The sequence below is a fragment of the Neobacillus sp. Fa239 genome (assembly GCF_055395235.1).
Map to the genome: position 1 here is coordinate 3,514,780 of NZ_AP041611.1, position 18,994 is coordinate 3,533,773.

Consider the following 18,994-nt stretch of genomic DNA (forward strand, 5'->3'; position numbering starts at 1 on the left):
AGGAGGAATTTTTATTATGAAAGTAATCGAAACTGATAGATTAATAATTCGTTGGTTATCAACCGAGGATGCTCCGTTTATTCTTGAGCTTTTGAATGACCCCTCTTGGTTACGTTTTATAGGAGATCATGGGGTTAGAACGCTGGAAGATGCCAGAAACTACATTTTAAACGGTCCAATGGACATGTACGCCCGTCTTGGCTTTGGTCTTTTTTTAACAGAACTGAAGGAGGGAAATATCCCAATCGGAATTTGCGGTTTGATTAAAAGGGACACATTGGAAGATATCGACATTGGTTATGCTTTTTTAACCAGATTCCAATCTAAAGGTTATGCCTTTGAAGCTGCCTCTGCAACCATGACATATGGAAAAGAGCAGCTCGGTCTCAAAAAAATAGTGGCTATAACCTCTAAGGATAACGATCATTCATCCAAGCTGCTTGAAAAAATCGGGTTAAAATTTGAGCGGATGATTAAACTGTCCCCTGATTCAGAAGAGCTAAAATTATTTTCATCTGATTATTAAAAAAACTCCTTTTTTAGAAAAAATGCGATAAAATGATATAAAAGTGATATCACTTTTATATCACATTAAGGAGGGGTAAAGTATGAAAGAAAAATCAATTTTTAAAATGAATGGCTTTGCTGCACTTGTCATTGCGCTTGCGGGTATTATTTTTGGAATCATCTTAATCATTAACAGTTCCACAACTCCAGGAAGAATAGGTGGAATATTCGTCTTCTTGCTCGGTTTAGTTGTTGCCACAAGTTTAACTGTCGTTCAGCCCAACGAAGCTAAGGTATTAACATTCTTTGGTACCTATATTGGTGTCATAAGGGTTCAAGGATTATGGGCAACCATTCCCTTTACCTTCAAAAGAAGCGTTTCATTGCGCGTAACTAACTTTAACAGCGAAAGATTAAAGGTAAATGATTTAGAAGGAAATCCAATTGAAATTGCCGCAGTAGTTGTTTATAAAGTAAGCGATGCTGCAAAAGCATTATATGATGTAGAAAACTATGAAAAATTCATCCAAATTCAAAGTGAAACCGGGATTCGGCATATTGCCAGCAGATATGCTTACGATACATTCGAAAGCGCAGAGAATACACTAACACTTCGTCAAAATAGCGATGAAGTTGCAGATGTTTTGGTATATGATTTACAAAAAAGACTGGATGTGGCTGGGGTAGATGTCATCGAAGCGCGGATCATGCATCTTGCCTACTCATCAGAAATCGCTGCTGCCATGCTTCAAAGACAACAAGCGCAAGCTGTTTTATCTGCTCGAAAAGTAATTGTTGATGGTGCAGTGGGTCTTGTAAAAGCTGCGATTGATCAGCTTCAAGAACAAGAAATTGTGGAGCTTGATGAAGAGAAAAAGGCACAGATGGTAAATAATCTGATGGTTGCAATTGTTTCCGAGAAAGGAACACAGCCAATTATCAATACAGGAAGCATCTATTAAGGTTGTGCATGACATGAATAAAAGAAAAGCATTTCCTCTTCGAATTGATCCAAAATTATACGAAGTGATCGAAAAATGGGCGGGAGATGAACTCAGAAGTGTCAACGCACAAATCGAGATCATATTAAAAGATGCAGCAAAAAAAGCGGGAAGATTAAAAAACAATAATTAATGGGAAACCTCGTTGTCTCTCATATAAAAAAGCTTCAATACTCCATTAGTATTGAAGCCTTTTTCAAAATTATATAGATTTACCTAAAAATGCTTTTAACATCCATACATGTTTTTCTAAGCTGGAGTGGATGGCAAGCAGCATGTCTCCTGTCGTTTCATCACCAGCTTCCTCTGCTACTGCCATGCCTTTTTTTAATTCTTCAATAATTGTCGTAAAATCACTGGTTATAGATTGTACCATACGAACAGAATCTTCATCCCCATGAGCTTCTTGAATCGAAGCTCCTTCAATATACTCTTTCATTGTTGCAATAGGCTGTCCACCAATTGATAAAAGTCGTTCAGCTAATTCATCAATATGTGTTGCTGCCTCATTATAAAGTTCTTCAAACTTTTCATGCAAGGTAAAAAATTGCTCACCTTTAACAAACCAATGATAGTTATGAAGTTTAACAAACAATACATTCCAGTTTGCAATCTGCTTATTCAGGACATTTTGCAGCTCCAAAACATTTCAACTCCTTTTGTACTTTCCAAATTTTATTTTTTGTTTAGATAAGATTAATATTCATTTTTAAATTTCGTATAAAATAGCTTTTTGCAATCTACTCTATTCAATCCGTAATAAATTTACTTAAAATGAAAGGAGACAAAGAAAAAAGACTCAAGTGATGGCCACTCAAGTCTGCTTATTACAAATGTTTATTTATTTGAAGCAAAAGCAAAAGAGGAAGCAAATCGTTTTTTCTTTACCGGTTCATACCCCTCTTTTTCAACAGCGAGAAGAAAATTCAAAATATCATTTGCAGCATGTTGGTTGATAAAGTTTCTTTGTGATTCCATGATAGATGTTAATCGGTCACCATCTTTTGCAACCAATTCTTCGATAATAGAAGTTAGTTGTTCTGTATCGCTGCAAACCACACCTAAATTATGCTTTTCAGCAAACCATGGATTATCTTTCTCCTGCCCTGGTAGTGCACCTGTAATAATTATCGGCAGATTCGTCGCAACGGCTTCAAACATTACATTCGGACTTCCTCTTGTGATCGCAATATCCGCTGCCATCATCAAATCCTGAATATTTTTAACAAAGCCAAATATTTGAGCACGGTCTCCAAAACGATCTTTTAAAGAAACTTCCAAATCCTGTTTCAATTTTTCATTTCTTCCAGCAATAATGCTAACAGTACAATCGAAATGTTCAAGAAGTTCTTCGGCAATCGCACTCATATTGCCTACTCCTTCACCACCGCTCATCATTAAAAAGTTGAGAGTCGACTTTCCGTTATATTGTTTAACTGAATGGTTATGAAATCTTTCCCGGACTGGAAATCCAACCACATTGATTTTTTCTTCAGGAACACCAAACTCTAAACATTTTTCTTTAGCTTCTTCAGTAGGACTTAGGATAAAGTCTGCCCGATGATCTGCCCATAAAGGATAAATATTCACAAGATCGGCAATGAGCGTCCCAAATGGTATTTGAATGTTTTCTTTATGCAGGATATTTATGACAGAACCATTAAAATTTGGATGAATTGATAAAATCAAATCAGGTTTTATGTCATTTAGTAAGGTCAGAAAATTTTTTCTGATTACCATTTCAATGCTTTTATCCACCAAAAATGAATTCTTAGCCGAAAAATGCCAAATTGCGTTCCAAAGCTGGGCAGAAAATCGAGTAATCGGACCATATGATTTTCCAATGTTTAATAAGGCTTTTCCGCCTAATGCAAAGCCATCGACTACATGGATATCAATGTTGGCATTCAAACCGATTTTTTCGTGCAGGGACTCCGCAATACTTTTATGTCCATGACCTGTATGATCAGAGGAAATCACCAGAATTTTTTTAGTCATAGAATCAACCTTTCTAAAATACTTATTTTGATCCCAAGATGAATCCAAAAATGTTTCATATATTTCTAGTTATAATTTGCTTTTATATTATCAAAATAGGAATCTTCGTTATTTTCATTCAAAAACATGGGAAAAAGTCTTTTTTGTAAAAGACTTCGAAGATGAGTACGACTGTTAACTTTTAGTGTATCTTTACTCATTATATGTAAAATCAGAACAAAAAAAAAGAATTTGTTTATGGAAATGCAGGAATTTAAGAATTTCATAATAAATTTGTCCTAAAATTTTCCTAAACTTTAAAGGATTTTGGGAAGCAAATGTGGAAAACTATTTCTCCCTTTATAAAACGTTAAGCAGTGAGTTTTCTTTTTATGAAAAACCCACTGCTTTTATTGATTTTTCCCCTTATTTCCCTTCCACTACCTCTTTTAAAATTTCATATGATCGTTTTTGTTTATCTGGGTCATAGATATACGATACAGCCATAATTTCATCGACTTCATATTTAGTTTGGAAGCTTGTAAGTTGTTGCCGAATAGTATCTTTACTTCCTAATAGCGCCACGCTTTTCCTTTCTTCAGCCATTTCTTTTTCTATAGGAGTCCAAAGCGCATCCATATTATCAATTGGTGGCTGCAGTGGATTTCTTGTCCCCCTGACCACATTCAAGAAAAATTGTTGCATCGTGGTTGCCAGCCACCCAGCCTCTTGATCCGTTTCTGCAGCAATTACATTTAAACATACCATCATGTATGGTTGGTCCAAATAGTCAGATGGCTGGAAGCGATTCCGATAAATCAAAATCGCTTCCTCCATATGGGTCGGAGCAAAGTGGGAAGCAAATACATAAGGCAGGCCTAATCTTGCCGCCAGGTAGGCGGAATCGGTTGAAGATCCAAGAATATATATTGGTATATTAGTTCCAACACCCGGATACGCTTTTACGTATCCTTGCTGTGAATCTGGTCCAAAATAGCTTAGCATGGCCCGAACATCATCTGGAAATGTGTATACAGAATCATTTTTCGAACGTCTTAAGGCGTTCGCCGTCACCATATCTGTACCAGGTGCACGGCCAAGCCCCAGTTCCACACGACCTGGATAAATCGTTTCCATGGTTCCGAATTGCTCTGCTACGACTAAAGGGGAATGGTTGGGAAGCATAATCCCACCTGATCCTACTTTAATGGTATTGGTATGTTCTAACGTATGTTTGATTAATAGGGCCGTTGCTGAACTAACAAGCGTCGGGGCATTATGATGCTCGGCAATCCAATACCGTAAATAGCCCATTTTTTCGGTTGCCTGTGCAAGGTCAACCATTGCCTCGATGGCCTGTTTCTGTGTCTGACCTTCTCGTACTGGTACTAAATTTAAAACCGAAACGGGTATATGAATAGTTGACATTTATATGAGTCCTTTCGTTTTAAAGAGATAAACCAATAGTAACCAAAATCGGAGAAGAAACAAATTTAAATGCTTGGCAAGAAAGGATTACATGACATTTTGAATCAATCATTGTGATGGTGACCCATTCTTCCTAGAGTTTTAATTCCCATCCATCGTTTTATTCAATAAATTTAACATATCATTCAAATCAAAAGGTGCTTCTCGTTTTACTACTTCTGCAAATTGGGAAACGAGCTTTAAGGTTTCAATACTCTGGACCGGATAATGTCCCGCCGCACTTTCTGCTGAAAGCATGACAGCGTTCGTTCCATCCAAAACCGCCTGAAAAACATCCATCACTTCCGCCCTTGTTGGGAGCGGATTCTCTACCATTGATTGAAGCATTTGGGTCGCCGTAATAACATAGGTCTGCATCCGAATACATTCGGTGATCAATGCTTTTTGCAGCAGTGGGATCCATTGGTAGGGAAGTTCCACACCCAGGTCACCTCTGGCAATCATAATCGCATCCGTTTCTTCGCAAATTTCTTGAAAATTTTGAATCGCTTCCAACGTTTCGATTTTTGCCACCAGCTTCGGGACCTGTTCTTTTTCTTGTCCTATAAATTGGCGAATTTCTTGTAGATGTGTTCCTTTGCGCACAAATGAACAGGCAATAAAGTCAATTTCTTCTTCTAATAGAAATTCAATATCCTTTTTGTCCTTTTCAGTAATAGCAGGTAAACTTGTGACGATTCCCGGAAGATTCACACCTTTATGTGAAGATATTTCTCCACCTCTTTTGACTTTGGTTATTACCTTTTCTTGATTCACATCCGTAACCGTTAATTCCACTGCTCCATCATTTAATAAAAGTCGATTATTAGGCTTAACGTCCTTCACTAATCCTTGATAATCGACGCTTGCCTGAGTTTCATTTCCTGTAATTTCGTTTATGTAAAGGGTAAAGGTTTGTCCCTGTCGAAGCGTAACCTTTTCACTTTCCATTTTCCCTAATCGGATTTTTGGCCCCTGAAGGTCACCCAATATTTTAATTGGAAGACCCGTCTCTTTTTCTAGAGACTTTATTAATCGAATGACCTTCCCATGGCTCTCATGAGTTCCATGGGAAAAATTTAAGCGTGCAATGGTCATTCCGTGATTCATTAGTTCAAGCAATACATTTTTATCTTCACTGGCAGGCCCAATGGTACAAATTCGATCAATTGTCATCAAATCACCCCTATGGAATCGTCATGATTATTGTGCCCAATGATGAACGATTATAAGGGGAATGACTTTGGAAACCGTCGACTGATTTTACATTTATCTAATTTAATATTCATCTAATTATATACGTAAAAAATTTTTAACTTAGCCACCATAACTCAACCGGGTTTAACTCATATTGATTATTTTCTCTATACATATATTGGCACATAATAAGCTCGCGTCTTAATGTAGCAAAATCCTCGTGAAACTGCTTTAAATAATCATTGATTTCTTTTTCTTGATAGACTCTCCCAAATTCTAATTCTTCTACCATGTGTGCAAGGACCACAAGTTTTTTCTTTCGCTGAGCAGGGTAAGTTTTCAGTTTTCCATCCTTTGTGAAGAAATTTTTAATGATGGATGCCCGCTCATCTGCCGTAACCGACATTTCCATATTGGCCGTTCCTCCCGTTCCCACTGTTATGATCGCTTGAGCACTCATTTCCAATATTTTCGTATTCAGAGAAAAATAAATGGTGTTTTTATCACGCCGTTCCTTAATCAGTCCAACCTCCCTTAGTTTCGCCATATGGTGGGTAATGGTTGGCGGCTTAAGCCCCAGCTTACCCGCAATCGCTTGCCCATGCAATGGACCCTGCTTAAGCAAAGCAACAATCCGAATCCGTGTTAAATCACCAAGAGCCTTATGAAACTCAACCATTTTGTTTAATTGCATTCCTGACTACACCTACTTTAATATTCATCTAATTAGATAATAGTCTAATCCAAATTCAAAATCAAGGGGCAAAATCAAGGGGTCAGTCCCCCGCCACTTTACAGTATTAAAGCAAATGAAGGGAGACATCAAAAAAGGGCGCCTTCCGGGGCAGCCCTTTGTAATTTTTTAACTTTTAATTTGAGAACAGGATTTTGATTTCATTTTCGGATTCGATCATTCGGCCGTAACGATATCCCTCAATCAGAACATGCCGTTCATGTTCATCTAAACGGCGGTTCCATTTGGTTTCCAGATAAAAGATCACTTCGTTATAAAAGATTTCTGAGTAATTAAACGGATCATTCAAGAAAGTACACCTCTTTTTTAAATTAACCTCTTCTTCAAAGTCTTGTCCATTTTTTCAATAAATATAATATACATTCTTTGAGTTGTACGTTCCTTGAACTTCCCATCAAATGAAATCAATTAATACATCATCAAGCGGCAAACGAGTGGTATTGAATGCTGGAACGGCAGCCTTTCCTAATGCAATGAGGACTATTGGGAAATAGCGCTCAGGAATATCAAATTTTTGGACGAATTGTTCCTTGTTAAAACCGCCCATCGGTACGGTGTCATAGCCCCGCTCTTTAGCAATCAGCATCAGCTGCATGGAAACAAGCCCCGCATCAAATGAAGCGATATTTTTCCGCACTTCTTCCGAAGCTTTTGGATACGTATTCCTTGTCCCTTCTATTAATCGATTCATATTCTCTTCATCCATATATCCCGCATCATATGCACTTCTGTATACCTTTTCTACACTCTCATACATTTCTTTATCGCCTAATACGGCAATGACAGCAGAAGATGTTTCTACTTGCTCTTGATTATTAGCAATCGCTCTTAGCTGTTTTTTTGTTTCTTGGTCTTGAATAACTATAAACCGCCAAGCTTGAAGATTACTTGAGGATGGTGCTTTTATTGCTTCTGACAGCATTTCTTTTATTTCAGCTGAAGGAATTTCAAATGTTGGATCATATTTTCTAACTGAATGACGTTCTTTAATCACTTCAGATAAACTTTTTGTTAATACATTTTGCATGTTATTTTCCTCCCATTTTTAAACTTACTTTTGGTAAGTACCAGAGTATCTTACTATTAGTAAGTACTTTTCGTCAATCATAACAATCATGGTATAATAAAGTCAGAAAAGTAAAAATGAGGTATTTTATCATGGGTGATCTAACGAAACAAAATGACTCTCCACCTGCTGAAAAAGAAATGCAGCATATTTGTATTAATTTTCATAGTGCCATTGAATTTATCGGCAAACGCTGGATGGGAGCTGTTATACATTCTCTGTTACAGGGCCCGAAACGATACAATGAAATCGTTTCCTCCATACCAGGAATCTCAGATCGGCTATTAACAGAACGATTGCGTGAACTAGAAAATGAAGGGCTTATTGTCAAAAGATTAATTGCTAATTCGCCAAAAAAAGTGGAATATGAATTAACATCAGAGGGAAAAAAACTGGACGAAGTGATCCATGTCTTAATGAAATGGGTAAAGAATCGAAATGGATTCCAAAATGGGGACTGACCCCCACTGCTTTAAAGCAGTGGGGGTCAGTCCCCTCTTTACTTAGTGTAAAAAGAAGGATGAATGGATTTTTTTATTTTTGACTAAAATGGTAGGTGAGGAGGTAATAATAATGGCATTAATCGTTAAATTTGTAGTGTGTTTGGTTGCTTATGCTGTGGGTCTTGACCTGTTTTTTAATGCGACATGGGTAGATGTTGTTTTGTTCAGTTTGCTCACGACGGTCGTTTCTTATCTAGCCGTTGACAAGATTTTGCTGCCGCGAATTGGAAATGCAAATTCCCTTATTGCTGATTTCCTCTTATCATATATGGTTTTATGGATTTTTGGCAGTGTCCTACTCAACAATTATATGCAAATTGCATGTGGAAGCATTATTTCAGCTGTCATTATAACAGTTGGGGAGACTTTTGTTCATCGAATACTTCGTGGTTCTAGACTTGAGGATAACCGGATGAGGCATCGAGCCTCAGACCGGCTTGCATATGGAATGGAAATGGCAGAAGAGAAAGAACCAATAAAGAAAAAGTGAATTTTGAGTGAAAAAAGGCTTGTAAACTCCGTCCAAAAGGACGAGGTCTACAAGCTCTTTTTTTATTCGTGACGTGTCCGAAAAAGCCCTGGTTTTCATGAAGCAAAAGCCTTGATCAATCTGATATTATTCTACTATCGTAAGTTCAATCGAATGGTAAGAATATTCTTGTGTTTTCACAGGGGATATGTTATTTTGAAATAGTTTGATAACGCTTACACCATAGATAGGAGACAGATAATGACAAATTTATTTATCCGTACATTAGACTTGAAACAATTTACATATGGGAATTCAGAACAAAGGGCTGCTTTTGCAGAAGAGTTTGCTGCCGGATTGAAAGAGACAGGCTTTATTATTTTAGAAGGTCATGGGGTTGATCCAAAGCTAATCGACAAAAACTACGAGCTTTGGCAAAAATTATACAGCTTGGAAGTAGACACAAAAAAGAAATACGAAGGAATTAATGGCGGCCAACGCGGATATACGGGCTTCGGAAAAGAGCATGCTAAAAACCGTACTGTTGGCGACTTAAAAGAGTTTTGGCATGTGGGACAAGAATTGCCTTTGGGGCATTCCCTTACTAGTCAATATTCTGCGAATATTTGGCCGGAGGAAGTTCCTGAGCTGAAGCAAAATGCCTTAAATTTTTATCGCGAATTAGAGCGAGTTGCACGAAATATGCTGGAAGCACTTGCGATGCACTTTGATCTTCGCCCCAATTTTTTCTCTGATATGATTCATGAAGGCAATAGCATTCTTCGTACCATTCATTATCCGCCACTAGATGAATCTATGGATCCGAATGCAATCCGGGCAGCTGAACATGAAGACATTAATTTAATTACATTATTAGTAGAATCTACTGCTTCTGGATTAGAACTATTAACTCGTGATGGAGAATGGATGCCTGTTAAGGCGAAGCCTGGGCAGATCATTGTAGATGCAGGGGATATGCTGTCTCGTATTACGAATGAAGTCATTCCGGCAACAACACATCGTGTAGTGAATCCTGCTGGTGAAAATACGGCTCGCTATTCAATGCCATTCTTTGTACATCCTTACAGCAATTGCTTACTAGAAACGATTCCGTCTTGTATCACGGAAGATAATCCAGAAAGATATCCGGCGATTACTGCTGGTGACTTCCTTTACCAAAGATTGGTTGAGATTGGCTTAATTAAGGAATAGAAGCCACTTAATGATGTAGGACTTGCTTCTTGTAAAAATATTTTAGAATCAAAAGGGTGTCCCAATCTAATTGGAACACCCTTTTGATTTCGTATGTATCTTATTGGACTGTATAGCCTCCATCCAAAATAACCGCCTGACCTGTAACTCCCTTTGCTTTATCACTAGATAAAAAGACTGCATAATCAGCAATTTCTGTCACTGATAATAGTCGTTTTTGCGGTATCAACGGGTATAATACCTCTTCCATTACCCGATCTAAACTAACATTTCTCGTTTTTGCTAAATCGCCTAGCTGGTTTCTTACAAGTGGTGTGTCAACATAGCCCGGGCAGAGGGCATTGACGGTAATTCCATGTTCTGCCCCTTCTAATGCAGCTACTTTTGTTAATCCAATAACCCCATGTTTCGCACTATTATAGGCCGCTTTTCCCGCAAAGCCAATGACTCCATTTATCGAAGCGATGTTGATGATCCGGCCAAATCCCTGCTTCTTCATAAATGGAAAAACATTTTTAATGCCAATAAATGGAGCCGTCAGCATCACTTTCACTAAAAGCTCGAATTTTTCTGTTGGAAATTCTTCTAGAGGCGCTACATATTGAAGACCTGCATTATTAACTAAAATATCCACCGTTCCAAAAGTTTTTCGTGTCAATTCCAGACTTTTCTTATAACCATCCTCATCAGTCACATCACATGGTGCGGCTGTCGCCTGAAAACCTCGATCCCGAAACTCAGAAACAACCTGCTCACATTTTTCACTATTTAAATCTGAAATCACCACGCTAGCCCCTTCAAAAGCAAAAGACCTAGCAATCTCCAAACCAATCCCACTCGCTGAACCAGTAATAAAAGCCGTTTTCCCTTCCAACAGTTTCTCCATACCTATCCCTCCTTTGGGGTTCTCCCATGGGGTCTGACCCCCACTGCTTTAACGCTTTACTCCGTCGGGGGACAGGCCCCCACTGCTTGGAATCGTAATTTGAAAATTGGTTCCCTTTCCTTTTTCGCTTTCTACTTCTATTTTTCCTTTGATTTTATCAATGGTGCTATATACCATTAGCATGCCAAGGCCGGTTCCTTCTTTTTTTGTTGAGTAATAAGGGCTTCCTAAACGTAAAATTTCTTCTTTCGTCATTCCGACTCCCGTATCTCTAATATTGATAACGATGCCTTTTTTCTGTTCAGAAACATCTATGTACAGGGTACCGCCGCTCTCTCTCATGGCCTCGATCGCATTCTTATACAAATTAATTAAGCATTGCTGGATTTGGTTTTTATCATATGTAAAATTTAACGTGTTATGAAAGGTAAACTGGATATCGACGAGGTACATATTAGCATATGGAGTAATGATGTTTTTTACATACTCTGTTTCATCTTTTAGATTGGAGAATATCATGTTATCACATTGCGGTTTGGCAAAAGCTAGAAAATCACTGACAATTTTTTCTGCTCGATTTAATTCTAAAAGTGAATACTCAATATACTCTTTTTCTTGCTTTGTTATGGTCTCTGATTTATTCAGCAGCTGCAGAAAACCGCTTGTCACGGTAAGCGGATTTCTTATTTCATGGGAGACACTAGCAGATAACTCGCTAATGACATTTAATCTCTCGGAATGCAAAAATGATTGACGTATTTTTATATTAGAAATAATTTTCTCAATTAATAGCATGATAGCGCTTATTCCAACAACATAAGTGGTTAAAGCATTTATGGTTAGGAGCCAGAATTCCCGATTCAACTCCGGCAAGAAGAAAGTAAGACTAATAAGGTAAAGTACGTTTGTCAGGAAAGCTGTAATGGCTGCAATGATCACTCGTTTATGTGAGCTCTGCTTGGTCACTATTTTATGTAATAAAGGAACTAATGCAAAAATAACGGTAGCGAAAATGAGCGACTGAAAAATTCCGTCTCCGCCTATCATGAACCGGTACACATTCAAAACAATATACATTGGAAATGCATATTTGTAGCCTCCAAAAAGAGCAACAATTAGAAAAGGTATATAGCGCAAATCATAAATAAAGCCGATATGTAATTTGATTGGAAAAGCCATACAAAGAATCATTGAAACAGACCCAAAAAAGATCAATATGTATTTGTTATAATTATGATGTTTGTTTTCAAAGAATAATAAAAAAATTAATACTGGAAAAAGAAGAAAAAGGAAATTAATAAGTAAGGTTTCAATCAAGAATGACACCCTCCGCGGCTGATTTACACATAAAAATTTATAGTATTTAGAATTTCAGTATACTACATTTATGGAAAATTCTACACAAAAATTAAAGAAGTCACTGCTATACCCCCCTATTTTCCTTGAAGCAATTTTTGCCAAATAAGGTGCCAGGCACTATTGTGCCTGGCACTCCATTTTTTACTTAAATTTATGCGGAAATTGCTTTATGATTCCATCTGCAAGAACGTTCCCCATATGGATAAGTTGATTTTGATTTATGTCAACTGTCTTAATTTCATCTGCCCAGTTCCCTTTTAAGTGATCCTCTACTTCAGTTGTCGTTAATTTTAAATGAGTATAGAACATTGATGTTAGGACTTGCTTAGACCAATTTGGGTTCGCTTTTTTTTGTTAAGAAGTCCACTATTTGATCTGCATTCCGGTGCCAATCTTTGTTGAATTGAGTAACCTTTGCATTTTCCCCTTTTTTCGCTGCATCAATAATTTTACCGGCAATTAGAATATGTTCCTTTAAAAGAGCTGTAAGCTTGTTACCGGCTTCCACTCCATAGTACGGTTTAATCAGATTTCCAGTATCCTCTTGATTTTTTAAAAGTCTCTTAAATAATCCATAATCATATGAATATCTTTATTTCAATTATTCTGCAACCATTCTTTAGTTTCTCTTAGATTGCCTTGTACTTTCTTCCTGCTTGATTTCCATTTCACACGGAATTTTCCTTGTTTGCTCTTCCCACAATAGTGTCTAAAGCCAAGGAAATCAAAGGGCGCTGGTTTACCTCTCCCCTGTTGATCTGCATTTCTCTCCGAACCTGACCGTTAGCTCAACAAGATATGAGGCGACACCTTATTTAAATATCACACCCGATAGTTTAAGTAAAATTTTCACAATCTTGATGTGAACTTAAAATGGAAAAGCATCCAAACTGGTTCATTTGGATGCTTTTTGTGTACAAATTAAAGACGAACACTATTAGATTTCTTTGAGAGTAATTATTTTTCAGTTGCTGTATTTCCCATTGATATAGAAATTCTATTCCAACTGTTAATTTGATTAATTATTAGAACAAGGTCAACATACTGCTTCTCGTCATAGTGTTCACGCACTCTTTGGTAAAGCTCGTCAGGAACACGTTTTGTCGGAATTAATGTTACATGCTCTGTGAACTCTAAAGCTACTTTTTCTGCTTCTGTATAGAATTCACACTCTTGCCAAGCACTAACACAGTATATTCTTTGTTCTGTTTCACCCATTTTTCGAGCATCTGCTGTATGCATATTCAAACAATATGCACAGCCGTTTATTTGAGAAGCCCGAATTTTTATAAGTTCACGAAGTTTACGGTCTATACCTGTAGTTTTTGTATACTTTTCCATTTCCATCATTATTTTAAGTGCTGCTGGTGCTACATTGTAATAATCAATTCGTTGTTCCAATTTCATTTCCACCCTTTCTCCTATAAAATGAATTTCAGATGACTGATTAAGGACAAAATTAATCGTCGATTAATATTGTCTATAATATATACTATAATTATTTTTGTCAATTTATATGATTTACCCAAAAAAGATTTCTTTAATTTGACTAACACTCTAAATACACATAAGATACAATTTGTAACCCTTAAAATCAAAGCAGGTGAGCTTATATGCAGTATAGTGTCGGAGTTGAATATGCTTTACATTGTCTGGTTTATTTAATTGATGCTCCTTCCAAGGAAAGTATTGGGATAAAAGATTTGGCAGAATTCCAAGGACTTTCTGAGACATTTCTTTCAAAAGTTTTCGGTAAATTATCCAAGGCTGGCATTGTAATTTCAGTCCCTGGTGTAAAGGGCGGATATAGGTTATCTAAGTCCCCAGAAGATATTTCCTTTTGGGATGTAATTGAAGCAGTTGAAGGTCCTAAGCCTATTTTTCAATGTAAAAATATTAAAGATAATGGTTATCTTTATAGAAAAAACTGCTGTTCAGCCCCTTCCTCTTGCACCATTAATTTAGTTATGCTTTCTGCGGAAGAAAAAATGCGTGATTTTTTGCGTAGTAAAACTCTATCATGGTTAAATGAAGAGCTTGAACGTACCTTACCTAAACAAATACGTGAAGATACTCGGAAATATTTTTCGAAGAGCAACATATAAAAAACCTCTTATAAAATTCTTTAATTAAAGGAATTTATATAGGTTTTTTATATGTTCAATGAAAATGTATCTTTAAATTGTCTATTAGTAACTACAACCCATCCTCAACTATCCTGCCACGTTACTTTAATAAATATAAAGACCTCCGCAGCGGTCACCAAGTTTCTTCCATTTCGGATCCTCACATTTAACTAAAGCCCCCATTCACTAAAGAAGAAATTTAAATGGGAGCTTATTTGGATAAGGGCAAGCCATTTCGTAAGGAATTTAAAGTTTCTCGTACTCTTGAGGGTCTCGAGCAAAAAGTTCAAGTTTAAGAAAAGTTAAGACTGATCCTATTGACACTAATCTTCTCTGCGAGATGTATTACAAAGAGGATTTAGAGCCCTATAAAAAACGAGGGATTCAGTTCTTAAACCTTCGTAATCTAACAAGAATGTCACAGGGATCTTTGTATAAACTAAACTTCAATTTAATCCATATTGGATCAAGTTTTTCCTGAATATAGAGGTGTTTTTGGGGATTTGTATTCAATCGTTTCTTTGAAGACGTTACTTGAATATCCATCATCTGAGGATATTTTGTATCCGATTTTAAACAGGTCCATTATTAAACTCCACCTTTGGACTCAAAGTGTTAGAATTATTACCCACTTAGACACTGACACTATTGTTTTCAAAACTGAAGCCCGTTGAAAGATAATTTCCACTTAAGACGATTGTGGTTGAACTAGTAATAAAGAAAAGCGATATTTGGGTTTGTTCCGATTAAAAACCAATGCTTGCGGCCATCTATGGAGTGCAGGAGCTTTGTTTATGGCCACCAATTTCATTATCTTCTATATATGAAATAATAAATTCTTTCATAAATTTCCTCCTTAAAAAACAAATTTTTTATTAGGAAAATTTAGAAATACAAAGCACTTAGGGAAGCCTATTATTCATTTATATCTAATCCAGATAATTCTAATGAAAGTTCATCTATTACTAAAAATACACAACCGAAAACAGTTCTGTAATCGATGAAATCCCCTTTAACTTCAACATTCACCTCAATAATTTTCCTTTTATTATGTATGTGTTTTTCTTCAAATAGATTAAACTTAATACTAGAAACAGATACACTAATTTCCTCTAATGATTTTTTTAGCTCTCTTTCAAATATTGAATTATTAAAGTTTTCCCTAAAGAAAATACGAATAGTAAATTTCATCTCAAAACCTCCTTCTTCTTATAATTTGCCAAACCTTCCTTACTCAACCTTTTTTTCTAATACGGCAAAATTAAGGACATGGATGGGGATAAGACTACAAAAATAAATTTTCGAATGATTGCAAGTGCTTCATGTTCTACGAAGAACACTATAGATAAAATGAAATCATAAATATGAGCCTCCAGTTAGGTGACCCTTATTTGATTGGTGGAATTTTTAGATAATTATAAAATTGCTAATAATAATTTGATTTTCTCATAAAAGATGTTGTTATTAAGCTTACCTCCCCGTTACAAAAAAATGCCTTGCTTCTCTATTAGAAACAAAGCATCATAAGTTTAAGTACTTCTCACCATCCTTTTTGTTTGGTAGATTAATCTATGTTAACGGTACCGCTCTTCTTTAAATGGATTTGCTGTCATCGAATAGCCCCGCTCTTCCCAAAAACCAGCATCGTCTACATTCATCAACTCAATCCCTGACACCCACTTTGAGCCTTTCCATAGATAAAATACTTCTGGTGGAATAAACCTTAGTGGATATCCATGTTTTGGATCAATATCCTGCCAATCATGATTTTTATCCTTCCAACGATATACAAACAAAGAATCGTCCCCTAATAAAGGCTCAAGTGGCAGGTTTGCAGAATAACCAAATCTGTCCCCATTGTAGTAACCGTAAATTTTAATGTATTTTACACCCTCATTAATTTCAACAAATTTCAATAACTCTCTAAGTGCAATTCCTTCAAAAGTTGTATCAAATTTAGACCAGGTGGTAACACAATGCATGTTAACGTTTGAAATGGTCTTTGGAAGCTCCATGATTTCCTTATAGGATAAGAACGTTTCTTCTTTTACTTCACCAAAAAGCCTAAAATTCCATGTGATTTCATCAAACTTGGGAACATCACCTGCATGCAGTATTGGCCATTTTTCTGTTTCGAATTGGCCAGGTGGAAGCTGCTTTTCCATCGTACACCATCCCTTTTTCCTCTTAAACGTTGGTTATATCTAAGTGCTTTGTATAGTATGCTACAAAATAATGTAAGCAAACCATTGATTATAATCAATTGGACCTTTATATGGGCGGTATTTGAACCAAAAAATTAATCATGATGGGCAGAAACGAGTAGTCCTCAAAAATCAAAGAGTTTCGGTTGAAACTCTTTTTTCTTTTAAACTTATGGAATTTGACCCCTGATGATATAGCTGATTAATGCACTAACCTGCGGTTCAAAAAATGACCGCCGCAGCGATCATTTGCCGGAAATCCCATATGTTATTCAAGCCCCCATTGCTTAAGTGCAAATTCTTCACAGTCTCGTTCTGCGTAAAAAGGTTCTCCTTACTTTTTTATACGTGTTCATATATAAAGTCAAAAGAAGTTATTATAATTTATAACTTTTATTAAGATTTCACCAATATGGTATTTACTCATGGATTTCTTGCACAACTTCAGAAGAATAGGAAATCGATTCAAATAAAAAAGGATAAATAAAAGACAGTACTCAAATAATATTTAAAGTGAAGTGAAGTGAAAATATTACCACTCATTATGTTGTTGATTGCTGTTATTACTTATTGGGGGTCATTTTGTGGAAACCATTATACATAACGTTAACCTTACTTCGTCAGAATTAGCAAATCTTTGGACTCAATATTTGAACGATTCATTATCTATTTGTATCCTCACACATTCTTTTGAGAAAGCAAAAGACAAAGATATTAAAGAGGTACTTGAGTTTGCCCGTAGCCTTGCAGAATCTCATATAGTTAAAATTACAGGATTTTTTAATCAAGAGAATTATCCTATTCCAAAGGGATATTCAATTGGAGAGGATGTTAATCTTGATGCGCCACCATTATTTACAGATACCTTTTTGTTGGTGTATTTGCATGTTATGACTTTACTTGGCTTAACGGGCTATGCTGGTGCAGTAGCTACTTCACAACGTGATGACCAAATTGAGTACTTTACACAATGTAATACTGAAACCATGCAACTATATAAACGAATAGTAACTTTATTGCTGAGTAAAGGAATATACAGTAAACCTCCAAGAATAAATACACCAAATGAAATTGACTTTGTAAATAATCAAAATTATTTAACGGGTTGGTTTGGAAAAATACGACCATTAAATGCCATCGAAATTAGTGGACTTTGTTTTAACATGATAAAAGTTAGTGTGAAGGTTGTATTAGAATTAGGATTTGGACAAGTCTGTCATTCAGAAGAACTGAAACATTATTTTCTAAGAGGTAAAAATGGTTGTGAAAAACAATTTGGCCTTCTTAGTTCTATACTAACTAAATCTAATTTGTCATCTCCAAATTCATGGGTATCTGAAGTTACAGATTCAACTATTTCGCCCTTTTCAGATAAGTTGATGTTAAATCATATTGTCATAATGATTTCGTCAGCAGTCGGATATTTTGGTGCAGGTTTATCCTTTAGTCATAGAAGAGACCTAGCGATTGAATACGGAAAGATGATAGCAGAGTCTGGGCTACTTGCAGAAGATGGGGTACAATTATTGATAAAAAATGGTTGGTTAGAACAACCACCGATGGCTGATGACCGAGAAAAACTATCAAAGGAATAGAACAATGTGGCGAACAGAAAGAAGCGTCGTTATGAGTATTGCACTTCCAGGATTCGGTCAATTTTTAATAGGTAAACTTTTTAAAGGTACTGTGATTGTGTTTTTAGAATTTCTAATTACTGTTCAATCAAATTTAACGAAGTGATCATTTCAAGCTTTCATGGAGAAAAGCCATTGCACAAGCTAATTATCAATGGTTAATGTTTTATCCTTTTTTGTACTTCTTTGTTATGGGGGATGCCTATAAAGATTCAGGGAGAAATGGTACTACTTATTCATATCTTCCTTTTGTCTTCTCGGTATATTTCGCTACTTTGGGTCTATTATGATTTCCTGATTTTGTATTTCTGGGAAAGTTATGGGGGCTAGTATGGCTACCTTGTTATTTGTGATTCCAGGTGTAATAATTGGATTGATAATAAAAAAATAATAAATCAGTTCTGCTAAAAAAGTTGCCATTTTTCTACTCTAGGAAAAATGGTATTTTTATTTATTTTATTGAAATCTCTTCTTCAACTATCCTGCCCAGTTAAATAATACTGCCATGATTTTTAATAACTTATGTTCACTAATTCAGAAAACATAAGTTACGTGGACACGCACAATAATTTGCGAGGAGGGTCCAATAATTATGTCAAAAGACCAATAAGTCACGATTTCTCAAGACTAAA

Annotated in this window: 21 protein-coding genes and 1 pseudogene; 9 read left to right on the forward strand and 13 right to left on the reverse strand. The window is 36.1% G+C overall.

All coding sequences use genetic code 11. From position 1 onward, the window contains the following. Nucleotides 1-16: 16 nt before the first annotated feature. The 3 genes from ACZ5XR_RS17080 to ACZ5XR_RS17090 all read left to right on the forward strand — a co-directional run bounded on the left by ACZ5XR_RS17080 (nucleotide 17) and on the right by ACZ5XR_RS17090 (nucleotide 1,641). Nucleotides 17-526, forward strand: coding sequence for a GNAT family N-acetyltransferase (locus tag ACZ5XR_RS17080; protein WP_464497520.1), 510 nt, complete (start codon nucleotides 17-19; stop codon nucleotides 524-526). 82 nt (nucleotides 527-608) lie between these two features. Then, nucleotides 609-1,469 carry an SPFH domain-containing protein gene (locus ACZ5XR_RS17085; RefSeq protein ID WP_464497521.1) on the forward strand — a complete coding sequence of 287 codons (861 nt, stop codon included), beginning with the start codon at nucleotides 609-611 and terminating at the stop codon, nucleotides 1,467-1,469. A 13-nt stretch (nucleotides 1,470-1,482) separates the two neighbouring features. Further along, a complete protein-coding gene (locus ACZ5XR_RS17090) occupies nucleotides 1,483-1,641 on the forward strand; it encodes a type II toxin-antitoxin system antitoxin (protein WP_464497522.1) in 159 nt (52 codons plus the stop codon). Nucleotides 1,642-1,710: 69 nt separating this feature from the next. On the opposite strand, the gene ACZ5XR_RS17095 is transcribed toward ACZ5XR_RS17090, so the two are convergent. From ACZ5XR_RS17095 to ACZ5XR_RS17125, 7 genes are all read right to left on the reverse strand, one after another. Further along, nucleotides 1,711-2,151 carry a Dps family protein gene (locus ACZ5XR_RS17095; RefSeq protein ID WP_464497523.1) on the reverse strand — a complete coding sequence of 147 codons (441 nt, stop codon included), beginning with the start codon at nucleotides 2,149-2,151 and terminating at the stop codon, nucleotides 1,711-1,713. Between the two features lie 194 nt (nucleotides 2,152-2,345). After that, nucleotides 2,346-3,506, reverse strand: coding sequence for an MGDG synthase family glycosyltransferase (locus tag ACZ5XR_RS17100; RefSeq protein ID WP_464497524.1), 1,161 nt, complete (start codon nucleotides 3,504-3,506; stop codon nucleotides 2,346-2,348). A gap of 405 nt (nucleotides 3,507-3,911) precedes the next feature. After that, nucleotides 3,912-4,913 (reverse strand): LLM class flavin-dependent oxidoreductase, encoded by a 1,002-nt coding sequence (locus ACZ5XR_RS17105; RefSeq protein WP_464497525.1) that lies wholly within the window; start codon nucleotides 4,911-4,913, stop codon nucleotides 3,912-3,914. A gap of 141 nt (nucleotides 4,914-5,054) precedes the next feature. Then, nucleotides 5,055-6,128, reverse strand: coding sequence for a pyruvate kinase (locus ACZ5XR_RS17110; RefSeq protein WP_464497526.1), 1,074 nt, complete (start codon nucleotides 6,126-6,128; stop codon nucleotides 5,055-5,057). A 136-nt stretch (nucleotides 6,129-6,264) separates the two neighbouring features. Then, the gene (locus ACZ5XR_RS17115) at nucleotides 6,265-6,843 is read right to left on the reverse strand and encodes a DUF2087 domain-containing protein (RefSeq protein ID WP_464497527.1); all 579 of its coding nucleotides are present in this window, start codon (nucleotides 6,841-6,843) and stop codon (nucleotides 6,265-6,267) included. Nucleotides 6,844-7,018: 175 nt separating this feature from the next. Then, nucleotides 7,019-7,192, reverse strand: coding sequence for a hypothetical protein (locus ACZ5XR_RS17120; protein WP_464497528.1), 174 nt, complete (start codon nucleotides 7,190-7,192; stop codon nucleotides 7,019-7,021). 105 nt (nucleotides 7,193-7,297) lie between these two features. Continuing rightward, nucleotides 7,298-7,930 (reverse strand): nitroreductase family protein, encoded by a 633-nt coding sequence (locus tag ACZ5XR_RS17125; protein WP_464497529.1) that lies wholly within the window; start codon nucleotides 7,928-7,930, stop codon nucleotides 7,298-7,300. A gap of 131 nt (nucleotides 7,931-8,061) precedes the next feature. Here ACZ5XR_RS17125 and ACZ5XR_RS17130 point away from each other — a divergent pair, with 131 nt between their 5' ends. The 3 genes from ACZ5XR_RS17130 to ACZ5XR_RS17140 all read left to right on the forward strand — a co-directional run bounded on the left by ACZ5XR_RS17130 (nucleotide 8,062) and on the right by ACZ5XR_RS17140 (nucleotide 10,153). Further along, nucleotides 8,062-8,430, forward strand: a complete 369-nt coding sequence (locus ACZ5XR_RS17130) for a winged helix-turn-helix transcriptional regulator (protein WP_464497530.1) — start codon at nucleotides 8,062-8,064, stop codon at nucleotides 8,428-8,430. Nucleotides 8,431-8,542: 112 nt separating this feature from the next. Continuing rightward, entirely contained in the window at nucleotides 8,543-8,962 is a 420-nt protein-coding gene (locus ACZ5XR_RS17135; protein ID WP_464497531.1) for a YndM family protein, read from the forward strand. A gap of 240 nt (nucleotides 8,963-9,202) precedes the next feature. Next, a complete protein-coding gene (locus tag ACZ5XR_RS17140) occupies nucleotides 9,203-10,153 on the forward strand; it encodes an isopenicillin N synthase family dioxygenase (RefSeq protein ID WP_464497533.1) in 951 nt (316 codons plus the stop codon). 100 nt (nucleotides 10,154-10,253) lie between these two features. Here the strand turns inward: ACZ5XR_RS17140 and ACZ5XR_RS17145 are convergent, their stop codons facing one another. The 4 genes from ACZ5XR_RS17145 to ACZ5XR_RS17160 all read right to left on the reverse strand — a co-directional run bounded on the left by ACZ5XR_RS17145 (nucleotide 10,254) and on the right by ACZ5XR_RS17160 (nucleotide 13,799). Next, nucleotides 10,254-11,039, reverse strand: coding sequence for a 3-hydroxybutyrate dehydrogenase (locus ACZ5XR_RS17145; RefSeq protein WP_464497534.1), 786 nt, complete (start codon nucleotides 11,037-11,039; stop codon nucleotides 10,254-10,256). Nucleotides 11,040-11,087: 48 nt separating this feature from the next. After that, nucleotides 11,088-12,356 carry an ATP-binding protein gene (locus ACZ5XR_RS17150; RefSeq protein ID WP_464497535.1) on the reverse strand — a complete coding sequence of 423 codons (1,269 nt, stop codon included), beginning with the start codon at nucleotides 12,354-12,356 and terminating at the stop codon, nucleotides 11,088-11,090. 183 nt (nucleotides 12,357-12,539) lie between these two features. Beyond that, entirely contained in the window at nucleotides 12,540-12,707 is a 168-nt protein-coding gene (locus tag ACZ5XR_RS17155; protein WP_464497536.1) for a hypothetical protein, read from the reverse strand. 648 nt (nucleotides 12,708-13,355) lie between these two features. Then, a complete protein-coding gene (locus ACZ5XR_RS17160; protein WP_464497537.1) occupies nucleotides 13,356-13,799 on the reverse strand; it encodes a carboxymuconolactone decarboxylase family protein in 444 nt (147 codons plus the stop codon). 212 nt (nucleotides 13,800-14,011) lie between these two features. Between ACZ5XR_RS17160 and ACZ5XR_RS17165 the strand changes: the two genes are divergently transcribed. Further along, nucleotides 14,012-14,503 (forward strand): RrF2 family transcriptional regulator, encoded by a 492-nt coding sequence (locus tag ACZ5XR_RS17165; protein WP_464497538.1) that lies wholly within the window; start codon nucleotides 14,012-14,014, stop codon nucleotides 14,501-14,503. Nucleotides 14,504-14,798: 295 nt separating this feature from the next. Beyond that, nucleotides 14,799-15,087: pseudogene (locus ACZ5XR_RS17170) on the forward strand (IS110 family transposase); the annotation flags it as partial. A gap of 352 nt (nucleotides 15,088-15,439) precedes the next feature. Here the strand turns inward: ACZ5XR_RS17170 and ACZ5XR_RS17175 are convergent. After that, nucleotides 15,440-15,715 (reverse strand): hypothetical protein, encoded by a 276-nt coding sequence (locus ACZ5XR_RS17175; RefSeq protein ID WP_464497540.1) that lies wholly within the window; start codon nucleotides 15,713-15,715, stop codon nucleotides 15,440-15,442. A gap of 383 nt (nucleotides 15,716-16,098) precedes the next feature. Next, nucleotides 16,099-16,689, reverse strand: a complete 591-nt coding sequence (locus tag ACZ5XR_RS17180) for a molybdopterin-dependent oxidoreductase (protein WP_464497541.1) — start codon at nucleotides 16,687-16,689, stop codon at nucleotides 16,099-16,101. Nucleotides 16,690-17,312: 623 nt separating this feature from the next. Here ACZ5XR_RS17180 and ACZ5XR_RS17185 point away from each other — a divergent pair. After that, nucleotides 17,313-18,323, forward strand: a complete 1,011-nt coding sequence (locus ACZ5XR_RS17185; protein WP_464497542.1) for a DUF3231 family protein — start codon at nucleotides 17,313-17,315, stop codon at nucleotides 18,321-18,323. The last annotated feature ends 671 nt before the right edge of the window (nucleotides 18,324-18,994 follow it).